Raw genomic sequence first — 15,989 nt, 5'->3', positions numbered from 1 at the left:
CGCGCGGTGACCCGGCGTCTCAGGGAGGGACGCCGCATGGGCAGGGAGGCGGTCGATGCCACCCGTACGAGGGTTGTCGGGATGTCCTACCGACTCATCGCAGGTTGCCTGCTGGCGGCCAGTCTCGGTCTCGAAGCTTCCGAGCCGGTGAAGATCTGCCTGGGCGACAGCAACGAATGGCCGCCCTACACCTTCTGGGAGCGCCGGGATGGCCAGGCGGACCGCGAGCGCCTCAGCGGCTCGGCGACGACCCTGGTGCTCACTGCCCTGGACCGACTCGGGCTGGCTTACCAGGTGACCTACTGGCCCTGGGCGCGGGTGCAGCAGGAGCTGGCCGGCTTCGCCGAGCGCGGCCGTTGCGAGATGACCTGGGACGCCAGCTACACCCGCGAGCGCGCCGCCTTCGCCCACTACAGCGAGCCGCTCTACCGCACCCGCCTGGGGCTGTTCTATTCGAAGCAGCGCTTCCCCCGCTCCCCCGGCATCAATGGCGCCGCTGCCCTGAGCAACTTCCGCCTGTGCGGGGTCATCGGCTACAACTACGAGCCCTACGGCCTGGTGCGCGAGCCCACGCGCTACGCCAGCGTGCAGCAGAACCTCGACCTGCTGCAGCACCTGCGCTGCGACTTCTTCCCCAGCGAGATCGAACCCCTCTACGGCGGCATCGCCTTGGGCGCGTACCAGGGGCACACCGACCTCGGCTTCGTCGAGCTGCCGGCCAGCAAGGCCTTCTACCTGCTGCTGAGCAAGGGCTCGCCCCGCGGCGAGCAGCTGCTGCAGGCACTGAACCGGGAATTGCAGGTGTTGCGCGAGAGCGGCGAGGCCGAGGCCATCTTCCAGCGCTTCCAGCCGGTGCAGTTGAAGGAGCGCTGAGTGCAGGTCAGTGCGCTGTTTCGTCGGCCCAGGCGCAGAAGCAGCCGACCGCCAGGGTATTGCTGGCTTCCACCGGGCGATCGGCCATCAGCGCTTCGAGCACCGGCTCGATGAAGCTGTTGGCGGAATTGCAGGTCAGCCCCTCGCTGTAGGGGCCGAAGTAGGCGAGGTGGCCCTGGCGGTCCCAGATCGCCACCGCAGGGCTGGCCGGCAGCTGCTCGCTGCCCGGCAGTGCCTCGATCTCGCGCAGGGCCTGGAGGTTGGCCGGCAGGTTCCCCTCGCTGCCGGGCTTGCGCACCCGGTAGAAGTCGACGCCACGTGGCCCATAGCGTTCCAGCAGTTCCGCCAGGTGCTGCTGGTTGCCGACGTTGCAGGGGCAGGCCGGGTCCCAGAAGTGCACCAGGCGGATGTGGCCCTCGCCGGCCAGCGCCGCCGGCAGCTGCAGGTTGGCGCCGGAGAACACCGCCGCTCGCTGGTCGAAGGGGCGCAGGTAGCGGCCTTCGAACCACCAGAAGGCGACGGCCATGGCCACCAGCCAGAGGGCGACGAGGATCAGGCCGAGCAGGGTCTTGCGGGTGGGGCGGCGCATGGGGGAACCGGTCAGGTGGGGGCCGATAGCTTGCCATGAGCGGCCGCTCAGCTGAATATCGGCAGCCTTCGCCGCCCGTGCTGCCGTGACCGCCCGGTCCGGCCGCGCCCCTGCACAGCCCCTTGGAAGTACCGATGCCAGACGCCCCGAACCCCGATCAGCTGCGCGCGCTCCTGCGACCCTTGGCCGCAGAGGGGGACGAGCCGGAAATGTTCAGGGCCTACCGTGCCTACTACGGGCTGGACTTCCCGGCGCGTGGGGACAGCGTGCGCAGCCGCCTGGGCTGCGTGCAGGTCGCCGGCTATTGCGTGGCCACCCAGGCCTGGTGGCCACGGGAGCCGCGCGGCACGCTGGTGTTGCTGCATGGCTACTACGACCACATGGGGCTTTACCGCCACCTGATCGACTGGGCGCTGGGGCTGGGCTTCGCGGTGATCGCCTGCGACCTGCCGGGCCATGGCCTGTCCAGCGGCGCGCCGGCGAGCATCGGCGACTTCGCCGAGTACCAGGCCACTCTCATGGCGCTGCTGGGCGAGGCCGGGCGCCTGCAGCTGCCCGCGCCCTGGCACCTGGCCGGGCAGAGCACCGGCGGGGCGATCGTCCTCGACTTCCTGCTCAACGGCGCGGTGCCCGACGGGCTCGGCCGCAGCCTGCTGTTCGCGCCCCTGGTGCGCCCCCGCGCCTGGGGCTGGTCGAAATTCAGCTACCGCATGCTGCGGCCCTTCGTGGAGTCCATCCCGCGGCGTTTCAGCGTCAACTCCAGCGACGCCGAGTTCATCGACTTCCTCCACAACCGCGACCCGCTGCAGCCGCGCAACCTGCCCACCGCCTGGGTCGGCGCACTGGCGCGCTGGGTGCCGCGCATCGAGGCGTCGGCGCCCTGTGGGCACAGCCCGCTGGTGATCCAGGGCGACGCCGACATGACGGTGGACTGGCGGCACAACCTCAGGGTGCTGGATGCAAAGTTCGCCAGCCCCGAGGTACTGATGCTGGAGGGGGCGGGGCACCACCTGGTGAACGAGGCGGCGCATTACCGGGAGCGCTATTTCGCCTTCCTGCGCGAGCGCCTGGGGCTCTAGGTCGGCGTCGAGCCGCCGCGAGGTGCGGCATGCGCACCGCGGCAGCTCGAGGAGAGGACGGGCTCAGTAACCCTGCTGCGCCGGCGCCAGGCTGGCGGCGTCCTGGCCCACGGCGAGCCCGGCACGCACGGCGGCCAGGGCGGCCTGGTAGTAGGCCTTGCCCTGTGCGGACTCGGCGAAGGTGACGAACTCCTCCAGCTCCGGATCGGACAGGTCGCGATAGACATAGAGCAGGGTGTTGTCGAGGTCGTTGCTGATCTGCTGCATCACCCGCTGGCGCTGGCTTTCCAGCAGGCCCTGGGCCTGGCCGCCGCCGAGCAGGCCGGGCAGCATCTGGCTCAGGCTGTCGGCGGCGACCCCGGCCAGGGCCAGGCTGACTTCGGCACCGGCTTCCTTGGCCGGCAGCGCCTGGGCCAGATGGCGCACCTGCAGGCGGCGGGTGGCGCTGGCGTCGATGCGCGGCAGGCCGTTGGCGTTCTTGGCCAACTGGTCGCGGCGGGTGGCGAGCACTTCGGCGGCGGTGATCTTGCGGCCCAGTTCGGACTGGAAGAAGGCCAGCGCGGGGCGTGGGTCCTGCAGCTGGCTGCGCAGGGCGGCCTGGGCGCGCTGGTCGATGGCCTGGGCCTGGAAGCGCTGGTTGCTGTTCTCCACCAGCGCCTGGTAGACGGCTGGCGGCAGGGTCTTCTGGTAGCGCTGCTGGGCGGCCGCCAGGGCGTCGTTGAAGTGCGCCCGCTGTTCCGGCCAGCCCGCCGCCTGGTACAGGCTGGCGTGGTCGTCGGCCAGCGCCGGCAGACCGATGAGCAGGAAGGTGACGGCAAGAAGCAGGCGCATGGTGACTCCTGGAGGCGCTATCCGGTGTTGTTCTAGGACCCCGGGGCTGCGGGTTCGGTTCGGCCGGGGGGATGGGCTGCATGACGGGAGGGGGCGGCTGCCGGGGCTCCGGCCATGATGGCGCGGGGGCTATTCTCCGTGCTGCTGCCGGGGCTTGTCGAGGCGCGCAGGGGGTGGAGTCAGAAATTTATCAGAACGCTGTAGGCGGCATTCTGCGGCCTGATTAGAATGCGCCGACCATGCCGAATCCCCACGCTTTCATCCCCTTCGAGCCCACCAGTGACGACATCGCCCAGCGAGGCTGGTCGTTGCAGCGGGGCGCCGTCGACGCCGATCTGGTCGCCGCCCTGGCCCGTGAATGCCGTGCCAGGGCGGCGGCGGGCGAGCTGAGCCCGGCGGGGATCGGCCGTGGCGATGGCCAGCAGGTGCGCGAAGGCATCCGTGGCGACCGCATCGACTGGCTGGAGCCCGGCCAGGCCGAGCCCTGTGATCGCTACCTGGCGCTGATGGACGAGCTGCGGCTGCGCCTGAACCGCGAACTGTACCTGGGGCTGGAGGACTTCGAGGCGCACTTCGCCCTCTATCCGCCGGGCGCCTTCTACCAGAAGCACCTGGATCGCTTCCGCGACGATGATCGCCGCGCGGTTTCGGCGGTGCTCTACCTCAATCCCGAGTGGTTGCCCGGCGAGGGCGGCGAGCTGCGCCTGTACCTGGACGACGGCTCGACGCGCGACGTGCTGCCCGAGGCCGGCACCCTGGTGGTGTTCCTCTCTGGCGAGCTGCCCCACGAGGTGCTGCCGGCCAGCCGCGAGCGCCTCTCGCTCACCGGCTGGTTCCGCCGCCGTGGTGACGGTCCGCTCTGAAGCGCACGGGGCTCAGTGGCCCCAGACCTTGATGGTGCCGCGCAGGTCGACGATGTCGCGGATCTCGATATTGCCCAGGCTGCTGTCGCCCACGTACATGTCGGCGCCGACCCGCATGCGGATGCGCTGGGCGGGCAGGCCCGACTGGAGCAGCTGGTCGTTGATGGTGGTCAGGTCCGGCAGGGTGAGCACCAGTTGGTCCTTGCCGCTGGCGTTCTTGACCACGTCGATCATCAGGGTCGGCTGGTTGACGCCGAAGATCGGCAGGGTCAGGCCGAGCTGCGCCGGCCCCAGGGCGAAGCTGCCGCCGGCGCCATTGGGGCAGGCGCTGGGGCTGTCGCAGCCGTTGTCGATGCGGATGTTGCGCAGCGAGGCGCTGTTGCCGCTGTCCGTCCAGCTCAGCTTGTCGATGCGTGCCATCACGTCCAGGCGGATGCTGATCCCGGCCTGGCCGGTGACGTCGGCCATCTGCTGGTTGTCGAGGGATTCCATGGCGGCCTGGCCGGTGGTGCAGAACAGCAGGGCGGAGCAGGCGAGGAGCGGGTGCAGGATCGTTCTTGTTATGGGCATGACGGCTGTCCTTCGCGGGTTGGCCGGCGCAGTCTGGTGAGGCCCCCGCCGCTGCGCCAGTGCCCGCTGGCGCTTCCCGCCTAAGGATGGGCCAGCCAAAGGCTGGCGCCGGCCCGCGCAGCCGGTGGGTGTTACGTGCGGTGACCGTCGCGGCGTGGCGCGCTAGGCTGGCGCCCTTCGAGGAGTGATTTCATGCAGAAGATTCTGGTCAGCCGCTGCCTGCTGGGGCAGCGGGTGCGATATGACGGCGGCGCCCACGGGCCCTTCGATTTGCTGCAGCGCTGGCAGGACGAGGGGCGCATCGTGCCGGTGTGCCCGGAAGTCGCCGGCGGCCTGCCGACGCCCCGCGCGCCGGCCGAGGTGCCCGGCGGGCAGGGGGCGCAGGTGCTGGAGGGGCGGGTGCCGGTGCTGACCGATGGCGGCGAGGACGTCACCGCCGAGTTCGTCGCCGGGGCGCGCATCGCCCTGGAGCTGGTGCGCCGCCACGGCATCGGCGTCGCGGTGCTCAAGGCGCGCAGCCCTTCCTGCGGCAACGAGGAGGCCTATGACGGCACCTTCAGCGGCACCCGCGTGCCGGGAGAGGGGGTGACGGCCGCGCTGCTGCGTGCCGAGGGCGTGCGGGTGTTCAACGAGACGCAGCTGGACGCCGCCGCCCGCTACCTGGCCACGCTGGAGGGCGCGCCGGGCTAGTACTGCTCGGAATCCCCTGGCGGCTGGGGTTGCGACGCCGGCGGTGGTGCCGGCTGCTCCGTCGGGGCGCCTGCTTCGGTCGTGGGCGCCTGGCCTTCCAGCCATTTGCGCGAGAGTTCGTCGAGACGGCCGCTGCTCTTGAGCTTGCTCAGGGCGTTGTTCAGGGCGCTGCGGAAGGCCGGGTTGTCCTTGCGGAAGGGGATCGCCTGTTCCTCTTCGCTCTTTTCGGCTGGCTGCGCGGTGGGCTTGCCCGGCGCCAGGGACTGGGTCAGGCCGCCTGCATCGGCGCCGCCGGCGAGCTGCCGGCCGCCGCCCTTGCCATAGGGTTCGCTGAAGTCCAGTTGCTGGTCCTCGCGTGCGGCCTGGGCCTCGCGGCTCAGCACGATGTCGACGTTGCCGCTGCGCAGGCCATCGAGCAGCTTGTCCCGGGGCACGGGGATGAAGTCCGCCTTGACGTTGAGTTCGTCGGCCAGGGCGTGGCCCAGTTCGACCTCGTAGCCGGTCAGCTTGTCTTCCTGGCGGAAGCTGTAGGGCGGCGCGTCCTCCACCAGGGCGATTCGCAGGCTGCCGCGCTCCCAGACGTCGTCGATCAGGTCGGCGCGGGCCAGGGGCGCGACGACCAGGGGGAGCAGGGCGAGCAGGCAGTGCAACAGGCGCATTTTCAGGTAAACCTCTGGTTCTTCTCGATGGGTGACCCGGGCTGGTCAGTTTCAGCGTAGCCATTGCCGGCTAGGCTGCAGGTGAACCTCCGCCGCCGCGAAGGGTCAGTGTGTTGCTTACCAACAAGGAGTCAGTCATGAAGCTTGCGTTCGCTCCCCTGGGCCTTGCGGCCCTGCTGGCGGTGGTTTCCACCGCGACGTTCGCCGAGATGCCGCGCACACCGGCGCCCGAAGGCGCGAAGGTCTATTTCATCGAGCCCGCCGACGGCGCCACTGTGGACAAGACGTTCAGCGTCAAGTTCGGTTTGCAGGGCATGGGCGTCGCCCCGGCCGGGGTCGATTCGCCCGCCACGGGCCACCACCACCTGCTGATCGATGTCGACAAGGAACCGGCGATGAACATGCCGCTGCCGATGACCGACAACCTGAAACACTTCGGCAAGGGCCAGACCGAAACCCAGATCACCCTGCCGCCGGGCAAGCACACCCTGCAGCTGCTGGTGGGTGACAAGAACCACGTACCGCTGGACCCGCCGGTCATCTCCGAGAAGATCACCGTCACCGTGAAATGAACGTGAAATCGCGGGCATGAAAAGGGAGGCCGAGGCCTCCCTTTTCATTGTCCAGCTCTGTCGAGCACCGTGCGGCGGTGCGCGCGGCACACCCTGCGACACGAGACGCAGCGCCAATCGCAGGTATGAAAAAGGGGAGACCGAGGTCTCCCCTTTTTATTTACCCAGCGCGCTCGTCAGGGCTCGCGAGCTAGAGCGAGACAAGGCGGGAATGGCCGAGAAGCGCGGAGTTCACCTCTGTGAATGAGCACTTCGAGGCCGTTCCCAACGCCGTATCGCCGACGCGCAGCAGCCCTGAGGGTCAGAACAGGACGCGGCTGCGAATGGTGCCGTTGACGTGCTGCAGCTTCTCCAGCGCCAGGTCCGAGTACTCGGCGTCGACGTCGATCACCACGTAGCCGACCTTGGCGTTGGTCTGCAGGTACTGGCCGGAGATGTTGATGCCATTGTCGGCGAACACCTTGTTGATCTCGCTCATCACGCCGGGAACGTTGGCGTGGATGTGCAGCAGGCGGTGCTTGCCGGGGTGCGACGGCAGGGCCACTTCGGGGAAGTTGACCGAGGACACGGAGGTGCCGTTGTCGCTGTACTTGACCAGCTTCTCGGCCACTTCCAGGCCGATGTTGGCCTGGGCCTCGGCGGTGGAGCCGCCGATGTGCGGGGTGAGGATCACGCGATCCAGGCCACGCAGCGGGCTTTCGAACTCCTCGTCGTTGGACTTGGGCTCGACCGGGAACACGTCGATGGCGGCGCCGATCAGGTGCTCGTCCTTGATGGCGGCGGCCAGGTGGTCCAGCTCGACCACGGTGCCGCGCGCGGCGTTGATCAGGATGCCGCCCTTCTTGATGGCGCGGATTTCCTTCTCGCCGATCATCCACTGGGTGGAGGGCAGCTCGGGAACGTGTAGGGAGACGATGTCGCTCATGCCCAGCAGCTCGTGCAGGTCGCCGATCTGCGTGGCGTTGCCCAGCGGCAGCTTGGTCAGGGTGTCGTAGAAGAACACCTGCATGCCCAGGGCCTCGGCCAGTACCGAGAGCTGGGTGCCGATGGAGCCGTAGCCGACGATGCCGAGCTTCTTGCCGCGGATTTCGAAGGAGTTGGCCGCCGACTTGATCCAGCCGCCACGGTGGCAGGAGGCGTTCTTCTCCGGGATGCCGCGCAGCAGCAGGATGGCTTCGGCCAGGACCAGCTCGGCGACCGAGCGGGTGTTGGAATAGGGGGCGTTGAACACGGCGATGCCGCGTTCGCGGGCGGCGTTCAGGTCGACCTGGTTGGTACCGATGCAGAAGCAGCCCACGGCGATCAGCTTCTTGGCGCAGTCGAACACTTCCTCGGTCAGCTGGGTGCGGGAGCGGATGCCGATGAAGTGGGCATCGGCGATCTTTTCCTTCAGCTCGTCATCGGAGAGCGCGCCCTTGAGGTACTCGATGTTGCTGTAGCCGGCGGCCTTCAGGGTGTCCACGGCGTTCTGGTGGACGCCTTCGAGGAGAAGGAACTTGATCTTGCTCTTGTCGAGGGAGGTCTTGCTCATCTGCGTACCTATTTGTCCCGGTAGAAAAGTTCAGAAGGCTGTGCGGCAGCTACCCCGGAAAAGGCCTGTGAGGCATGATTCACGGGGTGCGTATGCTAGCATGTTCTCCTTTTTCCTTGCTCGGTTGCGACCTGAAACGTTCTCAGGGCGACCATGAATGATTCGAGAGTTCCCTTGATGACCAACGTTGCCCTGATCGAAGAGCTGAAGACCCTGGTTGAGCCTGGCAAGGTGCTGACCGACGCCGATTCCCTGAACACCTATGGCAAGGACTGGACCAAGCATTTCGCCCCGGCGCCCACCGCCATCGTCTTCCCCAAGACCATCGAGCAGGTGCAGGCCATCGTCCGCTGGGCCAACCAGCACAAGGTCGCCCTGGTGCCGTCGGGCGGCCGCACCGGCCTTTCCGCCGCCGCCGTCGCCGCCGATGGCGAGGTGGTCGTGGCGTTCGACTACATGAACCAGATCCTCGAATTCAACGAATTCGACCGCACCGCCGTGTGCCAGCCGGGTGTCGTCACCGAGCAGCTGCAGAACTTCGCCGAGGACAAGGGCCTGTACTACCCGGTGGACTTCGCGTCTGCCGGTTCCAGCCAGATTGGCGGCAACATCGGCACCAATGCCGGCGGTATCAAGGTCATTCGCTACGGCATGACCCGTAACTGGGTCGCCGGCCTCAAGGTCGTCACCGGCACCGGCGAGCTGCTGGAGCTGAACAAGGACCTGATCAAGAACGCCACCGGCTATGACCTGCGCCAGCTGTTCATCGGCGCCGAAGGCACCCTGGGCTTCGTGGTCGAGGCCACCATGCGCCTGGATCGTGCGCCGAAGAACCTCACCGCGATGGTCCTCGGTACTCCGGACTTCGACTCGATCATGCCGGTGCTGCACGCGTTCCAGAGCAAGCTCGACCTCACCGCCTTCGAATTCTTCTCCGACAAGGCCCTGGCCAAGATCATGGCCCGTGGCGACGTGCCGGCGGCCTTCGAGACCGAATGCCCCTTCTATGCGCTGCTGGAGTTCGAGGCCACCACCGAGGAGGTGGCCAACGACGCCCTGGCCACCTTCGAGCATTGCGTCGAGCAGGGCTGGGTGCTGGACGGCGTGATGAGCCAGAGCGAGCAACAGCTGCAGAACCTGTGGAAGCTGCGCGAGTACATCTCCGAGACCATCTCCCACTGGACGCCCTACAAGAACGACATCTCGGTGACCGTTTCCAAGGTGCCGGCCTTCCTCAAGGACATCGACACCATCGTCGAAGCCAACTACCCGGACTTCGAAGTGGTCTGGTTCGGCCATATCGGCGACGGCAACCTGCACCTGAACATCCTCAAGCCGGACGCCCTGTCCAAGGACGAGTTCTTCGCCAAGTGCGCGACCGTCAACAAGTGGGTGTTCGAGACCGTGCAGAAGTACAACGGCTCGATCTCCGCCGAACACGGCGTGGGCATGACCAAGCGTGACTACCTCACCTACAGCCGCTCGGAGCCCGAGATCGCCGTGATGAAGGCCATCAAGGCGGTGTTCGATCCCAACGGGATCATGAACCCCGGCAAAATCTTCAACTGAGAGCTACTGCGCTCGGCCATGCTGCGTTGAAAACAGGTTCGGACTGCTCATTTACGGCTCGTAAACTCCGCTTCCTCACCTGTTTTCGCCTTGCCTGACCTTCGCTCGTGACGCTCTCAAGCCCGAATTTTTCAAGGAGTCGGTAAATGAGCTATCAGCACCAGTACGTCGACGGCACCCGCATCCACTTCCCCCTCGGCAAGGTCGTGTGCATCGGACGCAACTACGCCGAGCACGCCAGGGAACTGAACAACCCGGTGCCCACCGAGCCACTGCTGTTCATCAAGCCGGCGTCCAGTGTGGTGGCCATCGAGGGCGGTTTCTCCATTCCCGAGGACCGCGGCGTGGTGCACTACGAAGCGGAGATTGCCGTGCTGATCGGCAAGCCGCTGTCGCGCAACCCCAGCCTGGAAGAGGCCCGCGATGCCATTTCCGGTTTCGCCCCGGCCCTGGACCTGACCCTGCGCGACGTGCAGGCCAAGCTGAAAGAGAAGGGCTGGCCCTGGGAAGTCGCCAAGGCCTTCGACGGCGCCTGCGTGCTGGCGCCCTTCGTGCCGGGCGATGCCATCGAGGCGCTCGACGACATCGGCATCCGCCTGACCATCAACGGCGACGTGCGCCAGGACGGCAACAGCCGCGACATGCTCAACCCGGTGCTGCCGCTGCTCCAGGCCATCAGCCAGCACTTCAGCCTGCAGCCGGGCGACGTGGTGCTGACCGGCACCCCTGTCGGCGTCGGTCCGCTGAGCAAGGGCGACGCCCTGACCCTGGAACTGGTCGGCCACTCCTCGTTCGACAGCGGCGTCATCTGAGGGCCACCAGGGAACTTCGGCGGTGGCAGGCGATCTGACTGCCACCAGCTGAAGCCGTAGCCAATGGCCATGTCCTTTCCCCGCCCCAATTTCCGCACCTGTACCCTTCTGGTGCTGTTCGCGGCCTGCGTCGCCTCCATCCGCTATCTGCACCTCGATGACCGCGCCTCCCTCTGGCTCAGCGAACGCAACCTGAGCAAGGGCGAGCGTGCCGCCAGCATCTGGCTGCCGGGCTACAAGGCGGTGCTGCAGGGCAAGCCCCTGGCGGGCCTCGAGAACGACGAGACCTCCGATCTCGCCTACAACCCGGTCACCGGCACCCTGTTCACCGTCACCGGCAAGGTGCCGCAACTGGTGGAGCTGACCCGCGACGGCGACGTGCTGCGACGCATCCCGCTCAAGGGCTTCTCCAACCCCGAGGGCGTGGCGGTGCTGGAAAACGGCAACGTCGCGGTCACCGACGAGCGCCGCCGCAGCCTGTCGATCTTCCGCCTCGACCCGCTGACCCGCGAGCTGGACGTGAGCCAGGGCGACGAGTTCGACCTGGGCTTCCCGGATTCCGGCAACAAGGGCTTCGAGGGCATCGCCTGGGACCCCGCCCAGGGCCGCCTGCTGCTGGGCAAGGAGCGCACGCCGGAGATGTTCAGCCTGGCCAGCGACGGCAGCCGCCACCTGGAAGGCGCCCTGCGCCCTCTGCCGGGCTACGGACTGGGCATGCGCAACCTGTCGGCCCTCAGCGTCGACCCGCGCACCGGCCACCTGCTGGTGCTCTCCGCGCAATCGAACCTGCTGCTGGAGCTGGACGAGACCGGCGAGCCGGTGAGCTTCATCAGCCTGCTGGGCGGGCTCAATGGCCTGGCCAAGCGCATCCCCCGTGCCGAAGGCGTGGCCATGGACGAGCGCGGCGACATCTACATGGTCAGCGAGCCCAACCTCTTCTATGTATTCCGCAAGTCCGACGACATCGATGGCCCCGAGCGTGGCTGACGCGATTCAGCTTCGCTTAAGGCGCTTTTAAGCCTCGCTTCAGCGCGCGGCCCTAGCCTGATCCCGTCAACCACATCGAACGGGATCAAGCCCATGAACACCAAGTACCTCGCCCTGCTCCTCGCCCCGCTGTTCTCCACCGCCGCCCTGGCCTCCAGCTACACCGGCCCCGGCTCCACGCCCCAGGTCACCACCGTGGCCGCCGCCATGGAGGCCGCCGACGACGCCGCCGTGGTGCTGCAGGGCCAGATCGTCAAGCGCATCAAGGGCGATATCTACGAATTCAAGGACGCCACCGGCACCATCAAGGTCGAGATCGACGACGAGGACTGGCCGCCCCACGCCATCGACGACAAGGCCCAGGTCAAGCTCACCGGTGAAGTGGACCGCGACCTGATGGGCCGCGAGATCGACGTCGAGTTCGTCGAGCGGGTCAACTGATCCAACCCCCAAACGGCCCCTTTCGGGGCCGTTTTTCGTTGGGGGGATTTGCTGTTCCGAAAGAGAGGATGGCGCATGCCGGGTACGACCCGACGTGCCCGTACATGATGGGTTTCGCTTCGCTCTACGCCATCCTACGAAACCCGCCATCCGGGCCGTAACCGCGGTGACCTCACGCCACGCTCTCGAACCCCTGCAGCACGTTGATCGCGTTGATGCCGATCTCCTCCACCGCGTAACCCCCCTCCATCACGAACAGGGTCTGCAGGCCGAGCTGGCCGATGATCTCGCCCATGCGCAGGTAGTCCGGGCTGTCGAGCTTGAACTGCGAGATGGGGTCCTCCTTGAAAGTGTCCACACCCAGCGAGACCACCAGCGCATCCGGCGCGAAGGCCGCTATCTGCCGGCAGGCGTCGGCCAGGGCCTGGCTCCACACCGACCAGTCGCTGCCCTCGGCCAGCGGGTAGTTGAAGTTGAAGCCGGCCCCTGCGCCCACGCCCTTCTCGTCGGCGAAACCGAGGAAATAGGGGTACTCGAAGCGCGGGTCACCGTGGATCGAGGTGAAGAGCACGTCGGCGCGGTCGTAGAAGATGTCCTGGGTGCCGTTGCCGTGGTGGTAGTCGACGTCGAGCACCGCGACGCGCCGGGCGCCCTTGTCCAGCAGCGCCTGCACGGCGATGGCGGCGTTGTTCAGGTAGCAGTAGCCGCCCATGTAGTCGGCGGCGGCGTGGTGGCCCGGGGGGCGGCACAGGGAGAACACCCCGCGCGCGCCCCTGGCCAGTTCGGCCTGGCCGCTGAGGGCGACGTTGGCCGAGCTGGTGATGGCCTGCCAGGTGCCGGCGGTGATGGGCGCGCCGGCATCGAAGGAGTAGTAGCCCAGGCGGCCGTCGATGTCGGTGGGTTCCACCTGGCGCAGGCGCCGGGTCGGCCAGGCGATGGGCAGCATGTCGTGGCTGCGGCCCTTGGCCTGCCAGTCGGCCCAGGCGTTCTGCAGAAAGCGCACGAAGCCTTCGCCGTGCACCCGCAGGATCGGCGCGAGGCCGAAGTCCTGTGGCGCCTGGATGGCGCCGAGTTGAACGGCCTTGGCGCGGTCCAGCACCATGTCGGCGCGGCTGGGCTTCTCGAAGCAGGGGGTGAACTGGCCGCCGATGAGTTCGTGCTTGCCGTGGTGCAGGTGGTGGTCGTCGCTGTAGATGGTCAGCATGTCCGGCTCCTTGCGGGCTGGGTGGAGGGTCGGTTCGATCAGTGTTCGGAGAACTGCACCTGGGGTGCCGGCCGCCTGAAGCCGCCGGTGTGCCAGGCCAGGTAGAGCAAGCCCGTGGCGAACCACGCCAGGCCAATGCCCAGGGTCAGCGCCGAGAGGCTGGTCCACAGCCAGGCGATCAGGCCGAAGCCGATCAGTGGCAGCAGGCCGTAGCGCAGCGTGTCGCCGAGGCCGTGGGGCTGGCCGTCCAGCAGGTGGCTGCGGATCACCGCCAGGTTGACCACGGAGAAGGCCACCAGGGCGCCGAAGCTGATCATCGAGGCCAGGGTGGTGAGGTCGATGACGATGGCCAGCAGCGAGACCAGGGACACCAGCAGGATCGACAGGGTCGGCGTCCGGTAGCGCGGCGAGAGGCGGCCGAAGAGGCGGCGCGGGAGAATGCCGTCGCGGCCCATGCTGAACAGGATGCGCGACACCGAGGCCTGTGACGCCAGGGCGGACCCGGCGGCGCCGGCCACGTAGGCGGCGGTGAAGAAGGCCTCCAGCAGGCCGCCGCCGGCCTTGAGCATCACCTCGGTGGCCGCGGCGTCCGGGTCCCTGAAGGCGCTGCCGGGGAACACCAGTTGCGCCACCAGGGCCAGGAGGATGAACAGCAGGCCGGCGGTGACCGTGGTCATGACGATGGCGCGGGGGATGTCGCGGCGCGGGTCGCGGGCCTCCTCGGCCAGGGTGGACACCGCGTCGAAGCCGAGGAAGGACAGGCACAGCACCGCCGCGCCGGCCATCAGCGGCGCCAGGCCCGGCTGGGTGCCGTCGCCCAGCAGCGGGGCCAGGAGATCGACTTCGCCGCCGGCCAGGGTGCGCGCCGACATCGCCAGGAACACCACGACGAACACCAGCTGCGCGCCGACGATGGCGTTGCTCATGCCCGACACCGAGCCGATGCCGCGCAGGTTGAGCAGGGTGACCAGGGCCACCGCCGCCACCACGAAGGCCCAGGCGGGCACGGCGGGGAAGGCGATGTTGAGGAACAGGCCGATCACCAGGTAGTTGATCATCGGCAGGAACAGGTAATCGAGCAGCAGCGACCAGCCGGCGAGGAAGCCCACCGCCGGGCCGAAGCTCAGGCTGGCGTAGGAGTACGCGGACCCGGCCACCGGGTACTTGCGCACCATGAAGCTGTAGGAGAAGGCGGTGAAGAGCATCGCCGCCAGGGTGGCGACATACGCCAGCGCGGTGCGCCCGCCGGTCATCTCGGTGACCACGCCGTAGGTGGTGAACACCGTCAGCGGCACCATGTACACCAGGCCGAAGAACACCAGCGCCGGCAGGCCGAGGATGCGTCGCAGGTGGGTGCCCTGGGCGCTGTGGGTGAAGTCGTCGAAGGCTTTGCTCATGGGAATACCTCGCTGGCACCTGCCGGGCAGGCGCTGGGGTGGATCGTCGGGCGCGTCGTGCGTCGATGGGCGGGCCGGGTGGCCCGGTGTCAGCTGGCGGGTGGTCGGCCGCTGCGGGGGATGGCGCTGTGGCGGGTGATGCGGGGCATGGCGGTCACTCTCTTGTTCTTGTCGGTGGGCGCGGCAGGGCGCGGGTCGCCGGCGCATCGCTCCCATCGACGCGCCTGCTGGCTCGGGGTCGTCCGGCCCGCCGGGCGACGGGCCGGATGGTGGTCATTTCTTCAGCTTGGTCCATACCTTGCTGCGCAGGTTCAGGGCCTTGGGCGAGCAGAGCTTGAAGCTCTTCAGGCGGTCCAGCTTGTCCGGCGGGGTGTTGATCGCCGGGTCGTCGAACAGCTCTTTCTCCATGAACTTCTCGGAGCCGGCGACGGCGTTGTTGTACTTGGCGAAGTTGGAGGCGGCGGCGATGTTCTCCGGCGCCATCATCCAGTTGATGAAGGCGTGGGCCTCCGCGACGTTGGCCGCGTCCTTGGGGATCACGAAGTTGTCGATGAACAGGTGGATGCCTTCCTTCGGATAGACGTACACCAGGCTGTCGCGCTGGGCGTGGGCGCGGTGGTAGGCGCCGTTCCACTGCATGTGCATGGCCACTTCGCCCGCGGCCATGCGCTCGATGGTGCCGTCGCTGTTGTACATGGCCAGCAGGGGCTTCTGGCCCAGCAGCAGGTCCTGGATCTTCTTCGCGTCCTTCGGGTCCTCGGTGCACTGGTCGATGGACAGGTAGTGGGACGCGGCGATGTACAGGTCTTCGATGGAGTTGAGCGCCACCACCTTGCCCTTGAGTTCGGCCGGCGGCTCGAAGAAGGGTTTCCAGCTTTCTTCCAGGGCGCCGCCTGGCACCTGCTTGCTGTCGTAGCTGTAGCCGGTGGTGCCCCACAGGTAGGGCACGCTGTAGTCGTGGCCGGGGTCGAAGTCGAGGCTCTGGAAGTTGGCCTTGAGGTTCTTCAGGTTCGGCAGCTGGGCCTTGTCGAACTTCTGCAGCAGGCCGTCGGTGGCCATGATCTGGATGAAGCTGTCCGACGGCACCACCACGTCGTAGGCGCCGCCACCGGCCTTGAGCTTGGCCAGCAGCGTCTCGTTGCTGTCGTAGGCGTCGAGGGTGGCCTTGATGCCGGTGTCCTTCTCGAACTTCTTCAGCAGCTCCGGTGGGAAGTAGTCCGACCAGTTGGCCAGGTGCAGGGTGCCGGCCGCCTGGGCGGTGCCGGACAGGCCCAGGGCGAGCAGCAGGGAGAGCGCGAGCGGTGTGGTGCGGGTCATGACGG

The 15,989-nt window shown here is 67.7% G+C and carries 17 protein-coding genes; 9 read left to right on the top strand and 8 right to left on the bottom strand.

Going from position 1 to position 15,989, the window contains the following annotated elements; all coding sequences use genetic code 11:
• Nucleotides 1–81: 81 nt before the first annotated feature.
• The gene (locus WFQ67_RS00960; protein WP_213627802.1) at nt 82–873 is read left to right on the top strand and encodes a substrate-binding periplasmic protein; all 792 of its coding nucleotides are present in this window, start codon (nt 82–84) and stop codon (nt 871–873) included.
• A gap of 7 nt (nt 874–880) precedes the next feature.
• Here the strand turns inward: WFQ67_RS00960 and WFQ67_RS00955 are convergent, their stop codons facing one another.
• On the bottom strand, nt 881–1,462 hold the full coding sequence (locus WFQ67_RS00955) for a DUF6436 domain-containing protein (RefSeq protein ID WP_213627804.1): 582 nt from the start codon (nt 1,460–1,462) through the stop codon (nt 881–883).
• A 134-nt stretch (nt 1,463–1,596) separates the two neighbouring features.
• Between WFQ67_RS00955 and WFQ67_RS00950 the strand changes: the two genes are divergently transcribed.
• Nucleotides 1,597–2,541 carry an alpha/beta hydrolase gene (locus WFQ67_RS00950; protein WP_337055972.1) on the top strand — a complete coding sequence of 315 codons (945 nt, stop codon included), beginning with the start codon at nt 1,597–1,599 and terminating at the stop codon, nt 2,539–2,541.
• A gap of 63 nt (nt 2,542–2,604) precedes the next feature.
• Here WFQ67_RS00950 and WFQ67_RS00945 read toward each other — a convergent pair whose 3' ends face one another.
• Entirely contained in the window at nt 2,605–3,372 is a 768-nt protein-coding gene (locus WFQ67_RS00945) for a DUF2059 domain-containing protein (RefSeq protein WP_111264507.1), read from the bottom strand.
• A 239-nt stretch (nt 3,373–3,611) separates the two neighbouring features.
• Between WFQ67_RS00945 and WFQ67_RS00940 the strand changes: the two genes are divergently transcribed.
• Nucleotides 3,612–4,235: a 2OG-Fe(II) oxygenase gene (locus tag WFQ67_RS00940; RefSeq protein ID WP_337055971.1), complete on the top strand. Its 624-nt coding sequence runs from the start codon at nt 3,612–3,614 to the stop codon at nt 4,233–4,235.
• 12 nt (nt 4,236–4,247) lie between these two features.
• On the opposite strand, the gene WFQ67_RS00935 is transcribed toward WFQ67_RS00940, so the two are convergent.
• Nucleotides 4,248–4,805, bottom strand: coding sequence for a DUF6160 family protein (locus tag WFQ67_RS00935; protein WP_213627809.1), 558 nt, complete (start codon nt 4,803–4,805; stop codon nt 4,248–4,250).
• A 192-nt stretch (nt 4,806–4,997) separates the two neighbouring features.
• Here WFQ67_RS00935 and WFQ67_RS00930 point away from each other — a divergent pair, with 192 nt between their 5' ends.
• Complete coding sequence (locus tag WFQ67_RS00930; protein ID WP_213627811.1) at nt 4,998–5,495, top strand: DUF523 domain-containing protein; 498 nt, start codon at nt 4,998–5,000, stop codon at nt 5,493–5,495.
• Here WFQ67_RS00930 and WFQ67_RS00925 read toward each other — a convergent pair.
• Nucleotides 5,492–6,154, bottom strand: coding sequence for a substrate-binding periplasmic protein (locus tag WFQ67_RS00925; protein WP_213627813.1), 663 nt, complete (start codon nt 6,152–6,154; stop codon nt 5,492–5,494). The two genes, WFQ67_RS00930 and WFQ67_RS00925, sit on opposite strands and share 4 nt — an antisense overlap.
• A gap of 137 nt (nt 6,155–6,291) precedes the next feature.
• Here WFQ67_RS00925 and WFQ67_RS00920 point away from each other — a divergent pair, with 137 nt between their 5' ends.
• Entirely contained in the window at nt 6,292–6,726 is a 435-nt protein-coding gene (locus WFQ67_RS00920; protein ID WP_173175223.1) for a DUF4399 domain-containing protein, read from the top strand.
• Nucleotides 6,727–7,027: 301 nt separating this feature from the next.
• Here WFQ67_RS00920 and serA read toward each other — a convergent pair whose 3' ends face one another.
• Nucleotides 7,028–8,257 (bottom strand): phosphoglycerate dehydrogenase, encoded by a 1,230-nt coding sequence (gene serA, locus WFQ67_RS00915; RefSeq protein WP_111263505.1) that lies wholly within the window; start codon nt 8,255–8,257, stop codon nt 7,028–7,030.
• A 177-nt stretch (nt 8,258–8,434) separates the two neighbouring features.
• Between serA and WFQ67_RS00910 the strand changes: the two genes are divergently transcribed.
• The 4 genes from WFQ67_RS00910 to WFQ67_RS00895 all read left to right on the top strand — a co-directional run bounded on the left by WFQ67_RS00910 (nt 8,435) and on the right by WFQ67_RS00895 (nt 12,066).
• Entirely contained in the window at nt 8,435–9,826 is a 1,392-nt protein-coding gene (locus WFQ67_RS00910; protein ID WP_337055970.1) for an FAD-binding oxidoreductase, read from the top strand.
• A 146-nt stretch (nt 9,827–9,972) separates the two neighbouring features.
• Nucleotides 9,973–10,638 carry a fumarylacetoacetate hydrolase family protein gene (locus WFQ67_RS00905; RefSeq protein ID WP_213627818.1) on the top strand — a complete coding sequence of 222 codons (666 nt, stop codon included), beginning with the start codon at nt 9,973–9,975 and terminating at the stop codon, nt 10,636–10,638.
• Between the two features lie 63 nt (nt 10,639–10,701).
• Nucleotides 10,702–11,625: an SdiA-regulated domain-containing protein gene (locus WFQ67_RS00900; RefSeq protein ID WP_373874687.1), complete on the top strand. Its 924-nt coding sequence runs from the start codon at nt 10,702–10,704 to the stop codon at nt 11,623–11,625.
• A gap of 93 nt (nt 11,626–11,718) precedes the next feature.
• Nucleotides 11,719–12,066: a NirD/YgiW/YdeI family stress tolerance protein gene (locus WFQ67_RS00895; protein WP_213627820.1), complete on the top strand. Its 348-nt coding sequence runs from the start codon at nt 11,719–11,721 to the stop codon at nt 12,064–12,066.
• Nucleotides 12,067–12,238: 172 nt separating this feature from the next.
• Here the strand turns inward: WFQ67_RS00895 and WFQ67_RS00890 are convergent, their stop codons facing one another.
• From WFQ67_RS00890 to WFQ67_RS00880, 3 genes are all read right to left on the bottom strand, one after another.
• Nucleotides 12,239–13,270, bottom strand: a complete 1,032-nt coding sequence (locus WFQ67_RS00890; protein ID WP_213627822.1) for a histone deacetylase family protein — start codon at nt 13,268–13,270, stop codon at nt 12,239–12,241.
• A 38-nt stretch (nt 13,271–13,308) separates the two neighbouring features.
• Entirely contained in the window at nt 13,309–14,667 is a 1,359-nt protein-coding gene (locus WFQ67_RS00885) for an APC family permease (protein WP_337055969.1), read from the bottom strand.
• Between the two features lie 273 nt (nt 14,668–14,940).
• Nucleotides 14,941–15,984 (bottom strand): ABC transporter substrate-binding protein, encoded by a 1,044-nt coding sequence (locus WFQ67_RS00880; RefSeq protein ID WP_337055968.1) that lies wholly within the window; start codon nt 15,982–15,984, stop codon nt 14,941–14,943.
• Between the last annotated feature and the right edge of the window lie 5 nt (nt 15,985–15,989).

The sequence above is a fragment of the Pseudomonas sp. USHLN015 genome (genome assembly GCF_037153275.1).
Lineage (GTDB): Bacteria > Pseudomonadota > Gammaproteobacteria > Pseudomonadales > Pseudomonadaceae > Metapseudomonas > Metapseudomonas tohonis.
The sequence above is the reverse complement of the archived record's forward strand: the minus strand, read 5'-3'. Positions and strand labels throughout refer to the sequence as shown.

What these genes read in the sequence shown, in the direction of transcription:
- WFQ67_RS00935 (WP_213627809.1), bottom strand. Translation starts at nt 4,805, where the DNA reads ATGCCCATAACAAGAACGATCCTGCACCCGCTCCTCGCCTGCTCCGCC.
- WFQ67_RS00910 (WP_337055970.1), top strand. Translation starts at nt 8,435, where the DNA reads ATGACCAACGTTGCCCTGATCGAAGAGCTGAAGACCCTGGTTGAGCCT.
- WFQ67_RS00925 (WP_213627813.1), bottom strand. Translation starts at nt 6,154, where the DNA reads ATGCGCCTGTTGCACTGCCTGCTCGCCCTGCTCCCCCTGGTCGTCGCG.
- WFQ67_RS00885 (WP_337055969.1), bottom strand. Translation starts at nt 14,667, where the DNA reads ATGAGCAAAGCCTTCGACGACTTCACCCACAGCGCCCAGGGCACCCAC.
- serA (WP_111263505.1), bottom strand. Translation starts at nt 8,257, where the DNA reads ATGAGCAAGACCTCCCTCGACAAGAGCAAGATCAAGTTCCTTCTCCTC.
- WFQ67_RS00890 (WP_213627822.1), bottom strand. Translation starts at nt 13,270, where the DNA reads ATGCTGACCATCTACAGCGACGACCACCACCTGCACCACGGCAAGCAC.
- WFQ67_RS00900 (WP_373874687.1), top strand. Translation starts at nt 10,702, where the DNA reads ATGGCCATGTCCTTTCCCCGCCCCAATTTCCGCACCTGTACCCTTCTG.
- WFQ67_RS00895 (WP_213627820.1), top strand. Translation starts at nt 11,719, where the DNA reads ATGAACACCAAGTACCTCGCCCTGCTCCTCGCCCCGCTGTTCTCCACC.
- WFQ67_RS00880 (WP_337055968.1), bottom strand. Translation starts at nt 15,984, where the DNA reads ATGACCCGCACCACACCGCTCGCGCTCTCCCTGCTGCTCGCCCTGGGC.
- WFQ67_RS00920 (WP_173175223.1), top strand. Translation starts at nt 6,292, where the DNA reads ATGAAGCTTGCGTTCGCTCCCCTGGGCCTTGCGGCCCTGCTGGCGGTG.
- WFQ67_RS00940 (WP_337055971.1), top strand. Translation starts at nt 3,612, where the DNA reads ATGCCGAATCCCCACGCTTTCATCCCCTTCGAGCCCACCAGTGACGAC.
- WFQ67_RS00930 (WP_213627811.1), top strand. Translation starts at nt 4,998, where the DNA reads ATGCAGAAGATTCTGGTCAGCCGCTGCCTGCTGGGGCAGCGGGTGCGA.
- WFQ67_RS00905 (WP_213627818.1), top strand. Translation starts at nt 9,973, where the DNA reads ATGAGCTATCAGCACCAGTACGTCGACGGCACCCGCATCCACTTCCCC.
- WFQ67_RS00955 (WP_213627804.1), bottom strand. Translation starts at nt 1,462, where the DNA reads ATGCGCCGCCCCACCCGCAAGACCCTGCTCGGCCTGATCCTCGTCGCC.
- WFQ67_RS00945 (WP_111264507.1), bottom strand. Translation starts at nt 3,372, where the DNA reads ATGCGCCTGCTTCTTGCCGTCACCTTCCTGCTCATCGGTCTGCCGGCG.
- WFQ67_RS00950 (WP_337055972.1), top strand. Translation starts at nt 1,597, where the DNA reads ATGCCAGACGCCCCGAACCCCGATCAGCTGCGCGCGCTCCTGCGACCC.
- WFQ67_RS00960 (WP_213627802.1), top strand. Translation starts at nt 82, where the DNA reads ATGTCCTACCGACTCATCGCAGGTTGCCTGCTGGCGGCCAGTCTCGGT.